We start from the raw sequence: 17,005 nt of genomic DNA, 5'->3' as shown, positions 1-17,005 counted from the left end.
CGCTGCCCGATGGACAAGATGTCCGCGGCCGGGCCGGCGTTGCCCTTACCGTCTCCCGCCGAACTCAAGGCTCTGCCGCGATCAGTCACACCGCAACGCGATCAAAAAGGGCCTCACCGAGCATCGTCCCTGGCGGGTGCCCTACCTGCGGCTGCGTGGGAACGCTTGCGACTGTCAACGCGGCCGTCATTTCCAGCGTCAGCGTCGTGCTCAGATCCGAGCAAATCTTCGGTCGGCAGTGTTCACCAGGTTCTTTCGCGAACACTGCCGACCGATGAGTCGACCCGCCGACCGCTCCAGGAGGCTGAAGCCTCGACTACTTCTCGAGGCAGCCGGTGTAGTACCACCCTACATCGCTGACGAACATCTTCGCGTTGTAGCAGCCGGCCTTCACTTTCTCAGGCATTCCCCCTTGGGCCACCTGGACGGGCTGAACAATCTGCGTCTGCAACCCACTCCACTGGGTCTGGCCGGGTTTGACCACCCAGAACTGGATAATTCGCCGCTCCCCCACATTCTTTTCGTATCGGACACTGAGGTAGCTCTGCTGACCACGACTGCCCGGGAGCCTGATGCAGAGCCAGTTCCCCTCGATGTACAAGCACTTCTCCGTCAGGTCCGCCGAGACCGACACTCCACCCCCGGGAGCGGACCAAGCCGGTGGCGCACCGACCCCGAAGAACGCGGCCAGCACGCAGATGAATATAACGACCCTCTTTTTCATACTTCCCTTTTCGGTCAGCGAATACACCAATGTTTCCCAACGCGTCGAAACCCGCATCCCAGCTTGGTGAATATGATGCGTCCAGGTGTCAGCACACAGGGCCTTCAGGCAAGGTTGCCCTCCGCAGGCCCGCCCGTCCAGCCTTTACTCGATTCCTGATATCGCCCTATTGATAACCTTTTTGATATCATCCGGCTTCGAGGCTGGTCGCGACACAGAATAAGCCGGAGACACCCGTTCTGCGCACTGCGCCGCCAGAGGTAGGTCTTCGCCGTCCCACCGGTGTACTTGATGGCAGGATGGGACGCGCTCGTGGTCGCCCCGCGCGAGCGCACGGAAATCAACTGGCCAGGCGCGGAAGCCGCCATCTCCTGGCTTGCTGGACTTCGCGAGGGATGGCGGGCGGGCTGGACAAGCTGATCGACGCCGACCTGCTGAAGAACGTGTCGGAGATCGGGCAGCTCAGGACCCCGCGGCACGCGGCGTGATGCCGGGAATGGATTTCACCTCGCCCAGGAGCGTCGAACTCACGAGGACGGGGTAGTCGTCGAGCGCGTACCACCTTTCGGCGAGCTTCACCCGGACCGGCGTTTGTCCTTTGTGTGCCAGCAAAGTCCGTTTCAGTTCGAGGACCGCGTCCTCGGTCAGCCGCTCGGCCGTCGCGTGCAGGGTCAGTGGTGGTTCCCCGTCGCCCGCCGCGGAGAGATCGAGCGGCACGAGGCCGCCACCGAACAGTGACATCTTGTCCTCCCGCCAGTTGACCCGGCCGCTGACGCGGACGGCGTTGTCCTCGACCAGGTCCGCCGCGAAAAGCGCGTACGCCTTGGGAAAGAACAGCACTTCGAGCGCGGCGTCCAGATCCTCGATCGTGCAGATCGCCCACGGCTCGCCCTTCTTGTTCACCCGCCGTTCCAACGACGTGATGAGCCCGGCGACGACCAGTTCCCCTTCGCGCGGTGGATTGTCGAGGATCGCCGCGACCGGGCGGGGCGCGTGCGCCCGCAGGACGTGCTCGGCCCCGTCGAGCGGATGCGCGGACACGTACAGCCCGAGCATCTCCCGTTCGTGCGCGAGCAGTTCCTTACGGGGCCACTCCTCGACGCCGAGCTTGAGGTGCGCGAGCGGCGAGGTGCTCTCGTCGCTTTCCTCGCTCGGACCGAAGAGGTCGAACTGGCCCATCGCCTGCTTGCGCTTCAGTGGCACCACGGCGTCCACCGCCTCCTCATGCACCCGCTGGACAGAAAGCCGCGTATGCCCGAGCGAGTCGAACGCGCCGGCCTTGGCCAGGGATTCGATGACACGTTTGTTGCAGGCCACCAGTTCCGACTTGTCGAGGAAGTCGGTGAACGACGCGTACTTCCCGTTCTCCCGCCGCGTCTTGATGATCGAGTCGACGACGTTCGCACCGACGTTGCGCACCGCGCCCAGCCCGAACCGGATCGCGTCCCCCACCGCGGCGAACCGCAGCCCTGATTCGTTGACGTCCGGCGGCAGCACCTTGATCCCCAGCCGTCGGCATTCCGAAAGGTAGACCGCCGATTTGTCCTTGTTGTCCCCCACCGAAGTCAGCAGACCCGCCATGTACTCGGCGGGGTAATTTGCCTTCAGGTAGGCGGTCCAATAGCCGACCAGGCCGTAGCCGGCGGCGTGGGACTTGTTGAAGGCGTAGCCGGCGAACGGCAGGATCGCGTCCCAAAGCGCCTGCACGGCCGCGGAGGAGAAGCCGTTGGCGAGCATGCCGTCACGGAAGCCCTCGAACTCCTTCTCCAGTACTTCTTTCTTCTTCTTGCCCATTGCCTTGCGCAACACGTCGGCGCGGCCCATGGAATAGCCGGCGACGTCGCGCGCGATCCGCATGATCTGTTCCTGGTACACGATCAGGCCGTGGGTCTCGGCCAGGATCTCGCGCAGCGGCCCGGCGAGCTCGGGATGGATCGACTCGATCGGCTGCCTTCCGTTCTTGCGGTCCGCGTAGTTGTTGTGCGTGTTCATCGCGATGGGACCCGGCCGGTACAGGGCGTTCACCGCGATGATGTCGCCGAAACCGGTCGGCCCCATGCGGCGAAGCAGATCCCGCATCGCCCCGCCGTCGAGCTGGAAGACGCCGAGGCTGTCGCCGCGGGCGAGCAGTTCGTAGGTCGCCGGATCCTCGACGCCGAGCGTGTCGAGATCGATCTCTTCGCCGCGATTGGCCTTGATGTTGTCGAGCGCGTCACCGATGACGGTGAGGTTCCGCAGGCCGAGGAAGTCCATCTTCAGCAGGCCGATGGCCTCGCACGAGGGATAGTCCCAGCCGGTGATGACCGCGCCGTCGTCCCGCCGCCACAAGGGGATCGCGTCCAGCAGCGGTTCACTCGACATGATGACCGCGCAGGCGTGGACACCGGCGTTGCGGATCAGCCCTTCGAGGCCCCGCGCGGTCTCGAAGATCTTGGCCGCCTCGCCGTCGCCTTCCAGCAGAGCGCGGACCTCCGCCGCTTCGGCGTACCGTTCGTGGTCCGGTTCGACGATCCCGGCGAGCGGAATGTCCTTCGCGGCGACGGGCGGCGGAAGCGCTTTCGAGATCCGGTCGGCGATCGCGTACCCGCTCTGTCCGTAGTGGACGCGAGCGGCATCTTTGATGGCCGCCTTCGTCTTGATGGTGCCGAAGGTGATCACCTGGGCGACGTGCTCGGCGCCGTACTTGTCGGTGGCGTACCGGATCATCTCGCCGCGCCGCCGGTCGTCGAAGTCCATGTCGATGTCCGGCATGGAGACCCGCTCCGGGTTGAGGAACCGTTCGAAGAGTAACCCGAGGTCGATCGGGTCCAGATTCGTGATGCCGAGCGCGTACGCCACGAGCGAGCCTGCCGCCGAACCGCGGCCGGGCCCGACCCGGATGCCGACGCGGCGGGCGTGGTTCATCAGGTCGGCGGTGATCAGGAAGTACGCCGGGAAGCCCTTGTCGGCGATCACGCCGATCTCGAAGTCTGCGCGGGCGAGGTACGCCTCGGGGACACCGTCCGGCAGACGGCGGCGCAGTCCGGCCGCGACCTCCTCGCGCAGCCAGGACTCCTCGTCGTGTCCTTCAGGAACCTCGAAGACCGGCATGCGATCGACGTGCCGGTAGACGTCGTCGTAAGGCTCGACCCGTTCGGCGATGAGCAGCGTGGAATCCGCCGCTCCCGGGACTTCCGTGTCCCAGTATTCCCGCATCTCCTCGGCGGATTTGAGGTAGTAGCCGTCGCCGTCGAACTTGAATCGGCCGGGATCGTCGAGCGTCTTGCCCGACTGGACGCACAGCAGTGCCGAATGCGCCGAAGCCTGATCCTGGGTGACGTAGTGCGAATCATTGGTGGCCAACGATTTCAGCCCCAGCCTGCGCCCGATGTCCAGCAACCCGTCCCGCACGGACCGCTCGATCGGAAGCCCGTGATCCATCAGTTCGAGGAAGAAGTCGTCCGCGCCGAAGATGTCGCGATAGTCCGAAGCCGCCTGGATCGCCTCGCCGGGTTGGCCGAGCCGGAGCCTGGTCTGCACCTCGCCCGACGGGCATCCGGTGGTGGCGATGACACCTTCGTGGTGCCGGGCGAGGAGTTCGCGATCCATCCGGGGTTTGCGGTAATAGCCCTCCAGACTGGCCAGCGAGGACAGCTTGAACAGGTTCCGCAACCCGGTCGCGTTCTCCGCCAGCATGGTCATATGCGTGTACGCGCCACCGCCGGAGACGTCACCGCCGTCGCCACGCCGTCCCCAGAACACCGGTTTCTTGTGGAAGCGGGACTCAGGCGCGAGGTAGGCCTCGATGCCGATCACCGGTTTGAGCCCTGCCTGGACGGACTGCCGGTAGAACTCGTCCGCGCCGTACATGTTGCCGTGGTCGGTCATGCCCACCGCGGGCATGCCGAGCCGCTGTGCCTCGGCGAACAGGGGCGCGATCTTGGCGGCGCCGTCGAGCATCGAGTACTCGGTATGAACGTGCAGGTGCACGAAGGAGTCCACCGGCCACTCCCTACGGTTGTACAATTCCGGTCTGACGCGGTGATTTGACCGGTGTCGGGCCGACGTTGTCCAACAAGCGACACGCGATAGGCGACAACCACGAGTTGTAGAGGAGCACTATGGAGCTGGACCTGGGCGCGGTGCGCGCGTTCGTCGCGGTGGCCGAAGACCGGTACTTCAGCGAGGCCGCGATCCGGCTGGAGATGAGCCAGCAGGCGGTCTCCAAACGCGTCGCCAAACTCGAAACCGATCTCGGCGTGCGGCTGCTGTCGCGAACGCGCGGAGGCGCCGAGCCGACCGACGACGGTGAAGAGTTCCTCAAGCACGCCCGGGCGCTGATCAGCCTCGCGGACCAAGCCGTCGAACGCCTTCAGGGCAGGCGGCGTCCCTTGCGCGTCGACGTCCTCGGCACGCGGCTGGCGACCATGGAGGTCATCCGGGCGTTCCACGCCGACCACGACGACGAGCTGGAACTCGTCACACCCGGGCTGGGCGCGGTACGCCGGCCGATGCTGCCCGAGTCCGTCGACGCCGCCTTCGCCCGTGTCAGCACCGTGCCGGATCCGGGGATCGGCCGCACGCCCGCCTATTTGGAACCGGTGAACCTGCTGGTCGGACGGCGGCACCCGCTCGCACGGCGACGAAAAGTCGCGATGGCGGAACTCGACGGCCTGACCGCCTGGATGCCCTACAACGCGCAGGCCGGCGAATGGGTGGAGTTCTGGGCGGAACTGTGCCCGGCGTTCGGCATCCTGGTCGACACCGACGGACCGAACTTCGGGCTCGAACACCACATCGAGGTGATCGGCCGGTCGAAGGACCGCCTGGGGTTCGTCGGCGCGAAGATGCACGTGCCCTGGCATCCGGACGTCGTCCAGATCCCGCTCGTCGATCCGACGCCGATGTACCCGTTCTCCCTGCTGTGGCGGCACGACAACCGGCATCCCACGTTGCCGCTGCTGATCGAGCACGCCCGTTCCGCCTACCGGCCCTTCGATCCGGAGCGGCAGTGGCTCCCGGTGCCGGACCGCGAGGCCATGACCCATGTGCACGATGCGCGAAGGACCACCGGTACGGAGAAGTGAGGTCATGGGGCTGATCGGCGCGAGCGTGACCAGGCTGGGCCCGGTCGGTAAGCGGCTACATGACGCGCCGCTGCCCGATCACCGAGCCAGAGCCGCGGGCGATGTTCGACAAACTCGCCGTTCACAGCCCCGCCCTGGTGGTCGTGGACCAGCCCGCCACGGTCGGCGCCGCCGGGCCGTGCACACCCGCGCGGGCGGGCGGGTGTGCAACGTGGCCTGACTGCCCGGACCGGCGATGCGACGGATCGCGATCTCTGCCCCGGCGACGTCAGAACCAAGGCATGTGACGCCTACGTCATTGCCGATGCCGACGCCGTCTACCCCAGACTCTGCATCATCTCAACGTCGACGGCGTGGCCTGGGCGAGCCGGACGCGCTCGTCGGCTTCGACGACAATCGCCGCCCTGATCTGTCTCGCCCGACGTCGCCGCGACCTGCTGTCCAGCATGCACAAACGCACTCCCGCGAAGCGGTGAACAAAGCGAGCAGTACGCCCTGTTCACCGCTTCGGGCTCGGACTACCTCACTCCGCTACGGCCTGCACGGAGTGGATCGATCGCTCGAAACACCGGTAGCGGAGTTGTAGAAGATGGACCCGTGCTGGAAGTTGCTGCACCGGCCGCCTGGTACGTCCATTTCGCTGGACGTGGGGTAGCCGAGGTAGGAACCCTCCCAGCCGAGGTCTTTCCACCGCCCCTTGATACCGCCGTAGATCAGGTGCGGCCCCGTGGCGGAGGTCCAGTAGATGGAGCCACCGCCTGCGAAGTGATTGAATCGACCGATCCTGTCCGGGGTTGCGGTTTCGTCCGTGGTTGGTGCCCCGAACGCCCAGTGGTGCAGTCCGTCCTCCGTGATGTACTTACCGTAGATATAGCCTTCCATATGCTTCACGCCGATCGTCGCGGTCCAGGTCAGGCGCCCGTTCTGATAGTCGCGGTATCGGATCGCGCCCTCGGTCTTCTCGTCCGCCACAGGGTCGCCGATCCGGGCGCGAATGTCACTGTCGTTCAACCAGCGGCGCTGGATCGCCGAGGTGCTCGGGTTCCCACCGTGGACTCGCCAAAGCCGATCGATCCCGTAGTTGGCCGGCGCGTCGAACACATTCGCACCGCTGCCGTTGGCGGCCCACATCCGACCGTTGTAGTGACGGAGGAACCGGCCAGGTGCCCCCTTCGCCTCCAGGGCCACAGCACCGGATTCGGTGCGACTGCACCACGTCGCGTCTGTGCGGAACCGATCCGTGCCATCGCTGGGCACGATGAGTACCTTGAAGTCGAGCTGTCGCAGGTAGTTACCCGGCTTGGTGACCGACTCGAAGGAATGACATCCGAAGTCCGCCAGCCCTGGGACCACCTTCCAGGTCGCGTCAGCACCTTCACCCGGCTGCGGTGCCGGATTCCCGAAGGCGATCACCGCTTGGCCCCCCTGCGGTCCACGCACGTAGGCTCCCCTGACGCCGTCCGTGTCCGCCTGCAGCGACTGGTGGAGAACCCAGTCCTCGTACTGTCCGATGCGCAGGAACCGGTCGACCGCCTGGTAATCCCCGGCAAGCGCGTTGCCCGCCGCCCAGGCGAGCATGGGATGAACGCCACTGTTTTCGGCGCGGACCTTGAGTTCTTGCAGACGCTTGCGGTCGGCCTCTGTCTTCTTCTGAAGGGCGATCTCGAGGTCTCGCTTGTTGGCCGCATAGATACCCGTGTCGATATAGGCTTTCCAGTCCGCGGAATTGCTGCTGCGCAGAGCGCGCTCGGCCGCGACGGCGACTTCCGACCCGGCGACCGCCCGGTTCCAGATCTCCCGGACGAAGTTGTCATTCGAAAGTACGAGCAGGCTTTCCGTCGCGACAATCCCGAGCACGGCGGCCGCGTTGGCCTTCGCGTTCCGAGCCGCCAACCGCGCCTTCTCGGCTTCGGTGGCTTCCTTGTCCGCGTCGATCGCGTCCTGCTGGTCCTGTGCGTGAGCCATGCCGATACCGGTGAGCAGGAAGGTCTTCTGCGCCGCCTCGTCGGCGCCAAAGGCGGTCAGCGCGGCAGCCTTCACTTTGGGACCGGTCGCCCGCTGCCACAGGGCGAAAACGAAGTCCTTGTAGCTTTGGATGAGAAGCTCGGGTTCGGCGACCACCCCGATCGTGGCCGCCGCACGCTGCTTCAGCTCACGGGCTTGACGCGCCACCTCGGCGTCTTGGATCTCCTTGACGTCGTCCCGTCTCTTCGCCTCGTGGATGCCCGTCTTGATCCACTGCGTGCACTCGAGTTCCGTCCCCGCGAACGCCAGCTCGGCCGACGCGCGCACTTCCGCACCTGTTGCCTTGCGCCACAGCGCGATGACGAAGTTGCGGTCATTGAGGATGAGCAGGTCGTCCCCGGCGACGATCCCCAGCACAGCCGCGGCCCGGACCTTTTCTTCCAACGTCGACTCCGGCACCGCCGCAGCCGCGGCAGTCGCCTGCGTCGGGGTTTCCGCCCCTGCCCCCGCCGCGGCGGGGGCAGCCGCAAGGCTGGACAGCACAGCGCCCGCAGCGACGACCGTCAATATTTTCGAAAACACACCAGGTCTTTTTCTCATCATTTCCTCGTTCATCACGCAATCCTTGGACAGTTCAACATCGCTACTCGCGCACCGGCGGCAGAAATTCCTCGATCCAGGCCCCGAAAATATCGATACACGCCTTTCGCAGTTCCAGTGCAAACCTGTCTATCTCCGCATCCACTTCACCCACACTCAAGGGTGACCCGTAAGCGGTTTTCCCGGCGCCGTCTTCCGCGAGTCGCCACATCGAATCGAGCCTGACGATTCTCACTCGCCAGCGATCCTCCAAGGACAGTGAAACGAACTCGAAATTCTTCCGCATCACCGAAGACGTCTTTTTCCACTCCCACAACGCGACCACAAGCTCCACCACCGGGAAGGACGCTTCCCACCAGAACTCTCGACCATCGTCGAGAATGGTCACGTCGGCCTCGACGTCGACGAAGACGTGCGCCTTACTGGAACCCTTCAGCTCCGGCGCCCCCAGTCCGGTGAACTCGAGCCTCAACGAAACCACTCCTCGCTACGCCGGTGGAATAGCATGAACAGGATGCGTGGTGATTATTTCCCCATCCTTGCCGACTACCATCTTAATTACCGAGCGCCCGTTTTGTCCAATTTCCCTCCCCATGTCGACATATGCCAGGAAGTGGCCGTCGTCCTGTTTCCGGAATACCAGACCCGGCTTGTTCAATCCCTCCGCCACGAGTGCCCTTGCCTCGTCAACCGTGGCAACGTTGAACTTGGCGAAGTTGCGACCATCGTTGATCAGATGCTTGTCCTTGATGAAGATCTTCTGCGGATCTTTGGCTGGACCTTTGATGATTTCCGACGCCTGCTCGAGCAGTTCTTCACAGGCGCTGCTGTTGTGTGCCAACAGTGAGGTGCCGCCCGAGAAGACATAGAAGGTGTGAACCTGGTCCACTGTGAGGTTGTAGACTTCGTGCACTTCGGTCCACGCGCGGGTCGAAGAAACTCGATGCACCCCACCGCTCGCGTCACGCAGTGTTTCTCCGGTGGTCAAGTCGCCGGCGTTGATCCATTGCCTTCGCCCAGGGGACCAGAACGGATGCCGGTCCGTGGCGACGACCCGGTCTCCGGCCGCGTCGATTCCGATCTCCACGAGGTTCTTCACCCCGCGGCCGACGATCACGTCGGTGACCGTGTGCGGCTCCGTACGCGCGCTCTTGGTGTCGGTCGCGACAACGGAGTCCCCGACGACGACCGACCTGATGGGCTTCCGCGAGCCGCCGGCCAGCAGGACCGGGGTTTCCGGTGCGAAACTGTTGGGCTTCCCGGTCAGGCAAGCCTTTACCGCGTTGAGGGTCACCTGGGCCGCGCCGACGGCCTTCACGCCCGCGGACGAGGCGGTGAGGAATTTGTCCAGTGAAATTCCTACCCGGACCATGGCCGCACCGAGTTGGGGAAGCTTCACGATGAGTGCCGCCAGCGAGGCCGCGTTGATGAAGGTCCACAGGCAGGCCGCGATGTCGCCTTCGCCGAAGCACTTCTTGGCGTCGTTGACCCCGATTATCTCCAGGAGGACGTCGGCGCCGTTCTCCTGCAAGAACTGGAGAATCGTCTTGTTCGCATCGCCTCGAGCCTGCTCGTACTGGGCGATACAGTCGGCGTTGCCCTCGCACAGATCGTCGAGCGTCTCTGCTTCTTCCGGCGTGAGCCCCGGAAGACCGGCCTCGACGTTGCCTGCCTTCTCCGCCCGCTGGGCGTTTTCCCGCTGACGTTGCGCTTCTTCCGCCCGGTCCGCCGCTTTCCCGGCTTCGACGGCGCTCGCCAGCGCGTTCCGCGCGGCCTCGACGGCGTTGTCGGCGTGCTGCTGTGCACTCTGGGCAGCCGCCTCGGCGGCTGTCGCGTCGGTCTCGGCCCGACCTGCCGCGTCCCGAGCGGCGGCCGCGTCGATCTCGGCCTTGCTCGCCGCGGAACGGGCCGCCGCGGCGTCCCGTTCGGCCGCGGCGGCGTTACGCCCGGCGATCGCGGCGTCGTTGTTCGCCGCGTTCGCGGCGGCACGAGCCTTACGCGCGTCTTCGCGCGCCTGGGCGTCCGCGTCGTTGGCCCTGGCGGCGGCGGCCCGGGCCGCGGCCCCGTCCGCTGCCGCGTCGGCTGCGGCTTGTTGCGCCTCCGCGGCCGACTTCGCGGCCGTGGCCGAGGATCTCGCGGCCGCGGCGGCCGCATCGAAAGCCGGCTTGACTTCGCCCGCCGCGCGATCGGCCGCTTCCTGCGCCAGCCGCGCGGCATCAAGGGCTTCGGTGGCCCGCTTCTGCGCGGCCGCGGCTTGTTCGGCACCGACGGCCTTGGCCTGGTTGGCCACGAGCAGGACGAAGTCGGCGTCGAGATCCGTCCCGCTGAAGGGGGCGGCGACGGTGATCGCGGTGTTCGCCGGATCGGTGATCGCCTTCGAGGAAGACCGGGCCGCTGTCGCCGCCTGGACCGCCAAGCCCGCTTGAGTCGCGGCGGAAACCGATTCCGCCGCCGCGGCGTCCGCTTCCGCCTTGGTGCGCTGCGCCGACCAGAGAGCGTTCATGGCCTCGGAAGCGGCCTGCTGGGCGAGCGATTGCGCGGTACGGGCGGCCTCGGCCGCCTTCGTCTCGTTGAACGTCGCGTCGGACGCGGCCGCGTTGGCCTGCATCGCGGCCAGATGGGTGGCCGCGGCTTCCGATTCGGCCTTGCTCGCGGCCGCGTTCGCCCTGGCGGCGGCCGCCGCCGCCTGTTCGGCGGCCGCGCGGGCGCGGGCGGCATGCCGGGTCGCTTCCGTCGCGGCCGCCCGTGCTCCGGCGGCGGCGCCGGTCGCCACGTTCGCCGAGTTACGAGCCGCACCCGCGGCTCCCCTGGCCGTGTCCGCGTCGAGACGAGCCTGGTTCGCGGCGTTCTGGGCCGTGTCCGCGTGGGGTCCGCCACGGGCCGCCGCGGCGGTGGCGTCGAGCGCGGCCGCGCGGGCGTCGGCGGCTCGCTGATCCCGTTCGGCCGCGTAGGCCTTGTCTCTTGATTCCGCGGCCAGGCGTTCTTCGGTCTTCGCGTTGGTTTCGGCGGTCGCGGCGAGGCCGTCGGCCGCCACGGCTCCGCGGCGTGCCTCCGCGGCGATCCCGGCCTGCCGATCCGCCTCACGGCGGGCGCTCTTGGCGACGGCGGCCTGCTGCTCCGCTCTGCCGCGTGCGCTCGCGGCGGCCGCCCGCTCCCGTTCGGCGACGGCGCGGGCGGCCGCGGCGTTGGCGGCCTCACGTTCGGCGGTGATCCGCGCGTCGCGGGTCCGTTCCGCCGCCTGCCATGCCCGGGTTTCGGCGGCTTCGGCCGCGTGGCGAGCCGTCTTGGTCCGGAGCGCGGCGTCCTTCGCGGCTTCAGCCTGTACCCGGGCGGCTTCCGCGATCTGGGCGGCCGTCCGGGCGTGTTGTTCGGCGTGCTCCCGCCACTTCTTCGCCTCTTCCGCGTGGCGCGCGGCCTTTTCCTGCGCGTCCCGTGCTTGATCGGTGAACGCCGTGGCTTCGATGGCGTGCTGGGCCGTCTCCGACGCGGAGACCGCGGCGCGGGCGGCCTCGGCCATGGCGCTCGCCATCTGCGCCCACTGGACCCCGTAGGTCAACCCGGTGTCGACCAGGACGGTCGCTTGGACCTGCGCGGACGCAGAGGCCGCCTGCGCGTCGGTTGCGGCTTGACGCGCAAGGCCGAGCTGGCGGGCCACCTCGGCCTTGACCTCGTTGAACGCGTTCAGCGGGTGCTGCCCGCCCGCCGCGTTGGCGGCGAGGATCTGCGCGGCACGACGTGCTTCCGTACCGGCCGAGATCAGCGCGTTCGAGGATTTCTCCAGCGCGCGGACTCCGTTGCCGTGCGCCTCGAGGAGAAGCCGTCGCGCCTGCGCCGCCCGTGCCGCCTTCCGCGCCAGCTCCGACAGCTCTTCCGCGGCCTTTTCGCGCGCTTCCTGATCTCTCAGGAACTGCTCACGCGCTTCGGCATCGGCCTTCGCCGCGACCAGATAGCCGGTCTTGAAGAACTCCGTGACCGCCGCGTCGCCCGCGTCCAGAGCGGCCTGGGCGGCTCGCTTGACCTCGGGACCCGCCACCCCGAGCAGGGCCTGCAGCTTCGCGCGGTTCGCCGCGACCGCCTGCTCCGCGCTCTGCGCGGCCTGATCATCCCGCTGGCGGGCGACATCCGCGCCGTACGCCAAGAACAACTTGCGGTCCGAATCGGAGCCGGCGAGAACCCGCTCGACCTCGGCGTTGAAGTATGGTCCGCCGGTACCGCGCAGGGCCCGGACGTCCTCCAGGTCCTTCCGGGCTTCCGCCGCCTTGCGGTCGGCCGCGCGCGCCCTGGCCGCGGGAAGACCCCGGTCGAGGAACTCCATGATCGCCGCGGTGCCCCCCGCGTCCAGGGCGGCTGTCGCGGCATCGCGGACTTCCTTGTCCTCGGCGAGTTCCGCGTTGTCGACGACGATCTGACGCAGCCGGGGATCGCCCCAATCGGGAACGCCCGTACCGCCCTCCCACTCCCGGTAGGGATCCGCCGGCATCGGCCGGGGCGCCGTGTTCACCGGCGGCGGTTCGGCCAAGCTGCCGACGGACGGCGAGCCCGTCGCGACGCCGGGCTGAACGAGACCGGCGAAAACGGTGAAGATCAGGAGCGTGATCAAGATTCTTCGCGCGCGCACCAAGACATCCCCCTCGATCTGAATGCGGAATCAAAGCCGGGCAGAGAGTTCTTCAGCGTTCGTCCCGAACGCGCTGTTCGCCGTCACGCGCCTGCTGGAGCAAGTCGTTCCAGTACTGCGCCTGCTGCGCCGCAGCGGTCCGTTCGGCGTCCCATGAGGACTGACTTGACTGCGCGGGCGTGACAATCGCCGCCCAGTTCGGCCCGGCCGCGGCGACGGCGGCCGCGTAGACCGCCGCCCAGTTCGCGGCTTGCTGTTCGGCGTACCACTGGGCGTCGCCCCAGTAGGAGCGGCCCGGCGCCGTCTGCTCGCCCACCGTCTGCCAGGCCCGGACGGCCGCGGCCTTGGCCTGCTCGGCCATCTCGTCCGACGCTTCGCGCGCGGCCTTCTCCGCGGCCGCGGCCTCCTCGACGAGCCGGTTGAGGGCCGCACGCCACCGCATGTCGTTGTCCGCTCCGAGCTGCCTTTGCGTCTCGAGGTCGAGCCGGGCGCCGAACGCCCAGCCCGCCGCGAAGAAGTCGACGAGATCACCATCGCTCGCACCGGCCCGGGTCGCGTACGCGGCGCTGACCCGCACCTGCGCTCCGGGGTCGTTGGCGGCCAAGGAGCGAACGAAAGCCCGGTCGGCTTCGACCAAGGCCTGTGCCTGTTCGCCCAGAGCTTCCCGCGCCGAGGCGTCACGGAGCTTCGCGGCTTCGAATCCGCCGTTGGCGAAGCGCTCCCGATCCGCGTCGTCCCGGCTGTTCACCGCGTAGGCGGCGGCCTTGTGCACCTCTGGCGCGAACTCGGCGGTGAACGCAGCAAGGACACGTTTCGCGAAGTCCATGTTGCGGGCTTTTCGTTCAGCGGAAAGCTTTACGGCGTAGTCGTAGCCACTTTCGACGAACTGCGCGATGGCTGCGTCCGGAGCACTGGACAGGAGCGCCTGCCAAGCGGCGATGCGGACGGGCGAGCGCGGATCCGACTTCGCCAGGTACTGCACCCAGATCCGGTCGCCCGCCGCCGAAGCGACGGCGATGGCCGGGCTCGCCCACATCGCCAGCACTGCGACCAACAGCGAACAGAGCGCACGTCTGAAGGCATGCTTCCGCATCTGCGATCCCTTCTCCCCCACGACAACGACACTTGGAGGAGCCGACTCTATGGCACCCGAACCGCTTTCCGAGACGGAAAGAATCACAAATCTTCTGCCCCGGGCAAGGTAACGGAATAATGGAACGAAACGATCGCGCCCGGCAGACAGGCTTTCACAAGCAGAAACCTACTCCATATGGAGTCAAGAACAAGAACGATAACCGCATCGTCACCCAACCATGCCGCATCGGTCATCGAATTATAACCAGTGAACGCATGCCCAACAGTATATGAAACCGGCACAGAAAAGCATCATTACCAACAGCACGTCGCTCGACTTGAAAACAGGGTCCGCGCAAGCGGATGACACGGATTCCCCGACCATTACCTGTCAGGTAATCGACGGCACTCCCCGTCCGGCAACAAAATCGGTCTCGTCGGAACATCCCGTCGAACAAGGAGAACCACATGACTTCCCCTGCCACCGCCGTCGAAGCGACCACCGTCCCGCCCACCTTCCTGCGGAGGGTGCTGGTCCTGGACGCGATCATCACGGGCGGAAACGGGCTCCTGTATCTGTTCGCGGCCGGACCGATCGCCGAGCTTCTCGGCATGCGAAGCACCCCTTTGCCCGCTATCGGCGCTTTCCTCACTGCATACGGCATCGCGGTCGCTGTCGCGGCGAAGCCCGCACGACCCGCCGCATGGACGACCAGACTGGTGATCGGCACGAACATCGGCTGGGCGCTGATCAGCGTCGTGGGCGCAGCGTCCGGCTGGCTCGAGACGAACTCGATCGGCACCGCCTGGACGGCGGCGCAGGGGTTCGTGGTCGCCGGCTTCGCGGCCTTGCAATGGATCGGCCTGAAGAGGTCCTGATCTTCGACGGCTGGCGTCCCGCTTCCTCTGGGATAAGCGGTTTCACGGACGTGGCCGTGCGATCGCCGGGGTCATGACGGCCCTCTGTTCGGCAAGACGGCGAATGCCGCATCGAGCACCTGAAGGAAACTGGTGCGATTCGTTCGAAACGTGTCGGTCATCATCGCGGCCTCGGCGGCTGCCTCCCCCACGCAGGCAGCCGCCGGAATCAGCCGGCGATGAGTGTCTCCGCTGCGGGTCCTCGCGTGCGCAGGCCCGTGTCCGGTCGCAACCCGGCGCGGCCGAGCCCCTGGATCGTCTTAAGAAGCCACCGTAACGTGGCGTGCCCCGGCGTGGGTCCGGACCGGCTGACGGCAGCGGGGACGGCGACTGGTCTGTCCACAAAGGACCCTATTTGCACGGGTAAGTGTCCAACTTGGGCGGTATGCGTGGCTTCGCGAGCGGGTCGTGAGTGCGAAGTAGGGTTCTAACCCTAATTAACACTCACGACCCCCTTCGAAACCGTAAATATAGGCATCAATCGGACATGAAGTCATCCAATGGTGTCCCCTGTGGACAGTCAAGGAGGCCCCACCGTCTCAGTGGGGAGTCCTTGATTGTGACCAGTCCGCGAAGGCCTCCTTCGCTACCTTCAGGGTAGGGAAGGGGACCTTCACATCAGCGAGGCGATCACGCCATGTTTGCCTTACCCCTCAATAAGAAGCCACCGTAAAGGTCATGGTGTCTCCGTCCGCGCTCAAGAACAAGTTGGCTTGACGGGCCGAGATACCACAATCCGCAAACGGCGGAAGCCGGTAGACACCCTCAAGACTCCGCCGTGCTCGAAGGAGAATCCATACCCGGTCAGATCCACTGAGGTCAAGCTCCGGCAAGTCTTGCTTTCCTTCAGCGTGGGGACGCCGAATACGGAGAGTTCAGTCAAGTCGAAGGCGAGAGGCACAGTGGCTGAGATGTCCGTACCGTGCGTACTCCCCGTGACGTGAGCCGGTGAGCTGACTCTGAGGACCGCAGTGGCAGGTATCAAGTTCAAGAGCCGAAAGGATACGAGCTGGCTTTTGTCCAGGCTCAAAGCGGCGGTGAACGTACCGGTCACACGATCGCCGTCCACGGCGAAGCCCCCGTCGCCGAGGTCGGCGTCTCCAGCGGCGTAGGCCAGGCGCGTGGTCGTCCGCGCGTTGAACTCCTTGTGGAAGGTTGCCGCCACGACTTCGACTCGGTTCCATTCCTGGAACCAAGGCTGTGCCAGACAATATCCTGCCAGCGTGCCATACGCGGTGGCCGAGCCATTCGCCTTACGGGGAGTGATGGTGACGCCGAACGATGACGCGTACATCAGGCCGATGCGGGTACCCGCGTCGGCGAACACCATCGGCGGGAGTGTCCCTTCGCCGGATACCGACGTCACCACTTCCCCGAGAAGTGGGATTCCGGACTTCGACCACCGTGGTGAGGTGGCGGGATCAGGCAAGTTCGTACCGTAGTAGGCAACACCGATCGTAACGTCGATGTCGAACGATGTGGCACCGGCCGATACCAGCGCGGTGCGCAACGGCGTCCCCTCAGCCAGGTCGAGCGACGTCGTGCCTGTGCCTCTGTACGGGATCCGTTCCGTCGGCACGCCCGCAGTCGCCTCGGTCGGCGCGTCGAGAGTGATACTGAAGCCTTGCGTGTAAGCGATCTCACCGAGATTCGCAAGTTCGAGGTGACAACTTTGAGTGTCACTCTTGGTCAACGGCGATGTTCGCGGAGACGCGCCCGCGACGTCAGGCGCGACTGCGAGTCCCAGTACCACCGCGACGACGGAAAACATCGACGCGGCGAGAAATCTACCCGATCCGACCATGAACCACTCCGATGTCTCGCTCTTCCCGGGTGGCGAACGTATGACCGAACCGAAGACCCAGGCAAGCGCGAGGAAGAAACGACTCACCCCGCGACGGAGCCTGCCGCATGATTTGTGCCGACTATGCCGGTCACACGCATCCATGATGCAGCAAGTGTTATGAAAGTGCGCCGACAGGTCATCAAGAGTCAGCGCGGCGTCGGACGAGCATGGCTTCCCGTCCGAAGATCACGTTC

At 66.2% G+C, this 17,005-nt stretch carries 11 protein-coding genes; 4 read left to right on the top strand and 7 right to left on the bottom strand.

Translation table 11 applies throughout. From position 1 onward, the window contains the following. Positions 1–316: 316 nt before the first annotated feature. Positions 317–751, bottom strand: coding sequence for a hypothetical protein (locus ACZ7KI_RS12575; RefSeq protein ID WP_470273264.1), 435 nt, complete (start codon positions 749–751; stop codon positions 317–319). Positions 752–1,023: 272 nt separating this feature from the next. On the opposite strand from ACZ7KI_RS12575, the gene ACZ7KI_RS12570 reads away from it, so the two are divergent. Continuing rightward, positions 1,024–1,212 carry a hypothetical protein gene (locus ACZ7KI_RS12570; RefSeq protein ID WP_470273263.1) on the top strand — a complete coding sequence of 63 codons (189 nt, stop codon included), beginning with the start codon at positions 1,024–1,026 and terminating at the stop codon, positions 1,210–1,212. Here ACZ7KI_RS12570 and dnaE read toward each other — a convergent pair. Then, on the bottom strand, positions 1,187–4,705 hold the full coding sequence (gene dnaE, locus ACZ7KI_RS12565) for a DNA polymerase III subunit alpha (RefSeq protein ID WP_470273262.1): 3,519 nt from the start codon (positions 4,703–4,705) through the stop codon (positions 1,187–1,189). The genes ACZ7KI_RS12570 and dnaE overlap by 26 nt on opposite strands. 119 nt (positions 4,706–4,824) lie before the next feature. Here dnaE and ACZ7KI_RS12560 point away from each other — a divergent pair, with 119 nt between their 5' ends. After that, complete coding sequence (locus ACZ7KI_RS12560) at positions 4,825–5,790, top strand: LysR family transcriptional regulator (RefSeq protein WP_470273261.1); 966 nt, start codon at positions 4,825–4,827, stop codon at positions 5,788–5,790. A 353-nt stretch (positions 5,791–6,143) separates the two neighbouring features. After that, positions 6,144–6,266, top strand: a complete 123-nt coding sequence (locus ACZ7KI_RS12555; protein ID WP_470273260.1) for a hypothetical protein — start codon at positions 6,144–6,146, stop codon at positions 6,264–6,266. 55 nt (positions 6,267–6,321) lie between these two features. Here ACZ7KI_RS12555 and ACZ7KI_RS12550 read toward each other — a convergent pair whose 3' ends face one another. The 4 genes from ACZ7KI_RS12550 to ACZ7KI_RS12535 are packed head-to-tail and all read right to left on the bottom strand — an operon-like array spanning position 6,322 to position 14,066. Beyond that, positions 6,322–8,370 (bottom strand): AbfB domain-containing protein, encoded by a 2,049-nt coding sequence (locus tag ACZ7KI_RS12550; protein ID WP_470273259.1) that lies wholly within the window; start codon positions 8,368–8,370, stop codon positions 6,322–6,324. Positions 8,371–8,398: 28 nt separating this feature from the next. Beyond that, positions 8,399–8,827 (bottom strand): DUF7878 domain-containing protein, encoded by a 429-nt coding sequence (locus tag ACZ7KI_RS12545; protein ID WP_470273258.1) that lies wholly within the window; start codon positions 8,825–8,827, stop codon positions 8,399–8,401. A gap of 15 nt (positions 8,828–8,842) precedes the next feature. Further along, the gene (locus ACZ7KI_RS12540; RefSeq protein ID WP_470273257.1) at positions 8,843–12,973 is read right to left on the bottom strand and encodes a polymorphic toxin-type HINT domain-containing protein; all 4,131 of its coding nucleotides are present in this window, start codon (positions 12,971–12,973) and stop codon (positions 8,843–8,845) included. A gap of 52 nt (positions 12,974–13,025) precedes the next feature. Then, on the bottom strand, positions 13,026–14,066 hold the full coding sequence (locus tag ACZ7KI_RS12535) for a hypothetical protein (protein ID WP_470273256.1): 1,041 nt from the start codon (positions 14,064–14,066) through the stop codon (positions 13,026–13,028). Between the two features lie 449 nt (positions 14,067–14,515). On the opposite strand from ACZ7KI_RS12535, the gene ACZ7KI_RS12530 reads away from it, so the two are divergent. Beyond that, positions 14,516–14,926, top strand: coding sequence for a hypothetical protein (locus ACZ7KI_RS12530; protein WP_470273255.1), 411 nt, complete (start codon positions 14,516–14,518; stop codon positions 14,924–14,926). 736 nt (positions 14,927–15,662) lie between these two features. On the opposite strand, the gene ACZ7KI_RS12525 is transcribed toward ACZ7KI_RS12530, so the two are convergent. Next, entirely contained in the window at positions 15,663–16,856 is a 1,194-nt protein-coding gene (locus tag ACZ7KI_RS12525) for a hypothetical protein (RefSeq protein WP_470273254.1), read from the bottom strand. Positions 16,857–17,005: the final 149 nt, after the last annotated feature.

The sequence above is a fragment of the Amycolatopsis sp. NPDC039088 genome (genome assembly GCF_055598845.1).
This window is presented reverse-complemented; position numbering and strand designations above follow the sequence as displayed.

What these genes read in the sequence shown, in the direction of transcription:
- ACZ7KI_RS12570 (WP_470273263.1), top strand. Translation starts at nt 1,024, where the DNA reads ATGGGACGCGCTCGTGGTCGCCCCGCGCGAGCGCACGGAAATCAACTG.
- ACZ7KI_RS12560 (WP_470273261.1), top strand. Translation starts at nt 4,825, where the DNA reads ATGGAGCTGGACCTGGGCGCGGTGCGCGCGTTCGTCGCGGTGGCCGAA.
- ACZ7KI_RS12550 (WP_470273259.1), bottom strand. Translation starts at nt 8,370, where the DNA reads ATGAACGAGGAAATGATGAGAAAAAGACCTGGTGTGTTTTCGAAAATA.
- ACZ7KI_RS12535 (WP_470273256.1), bottom strand. Translation starts at nt 14,066, where the DNA reads ATGCGGAAGCATGCCTTCAGACGTGCGCTCTGTTCGCTGTTGGTCGCA.
- ACZ7KI_RS12530 (WP_470273255.1), top strand. Translation starts at nt 14,516, where the DNA reads ATGACTTCCCCTGCCACCGCCGTCGAAGCGACCACCGTCCCGCCCACC.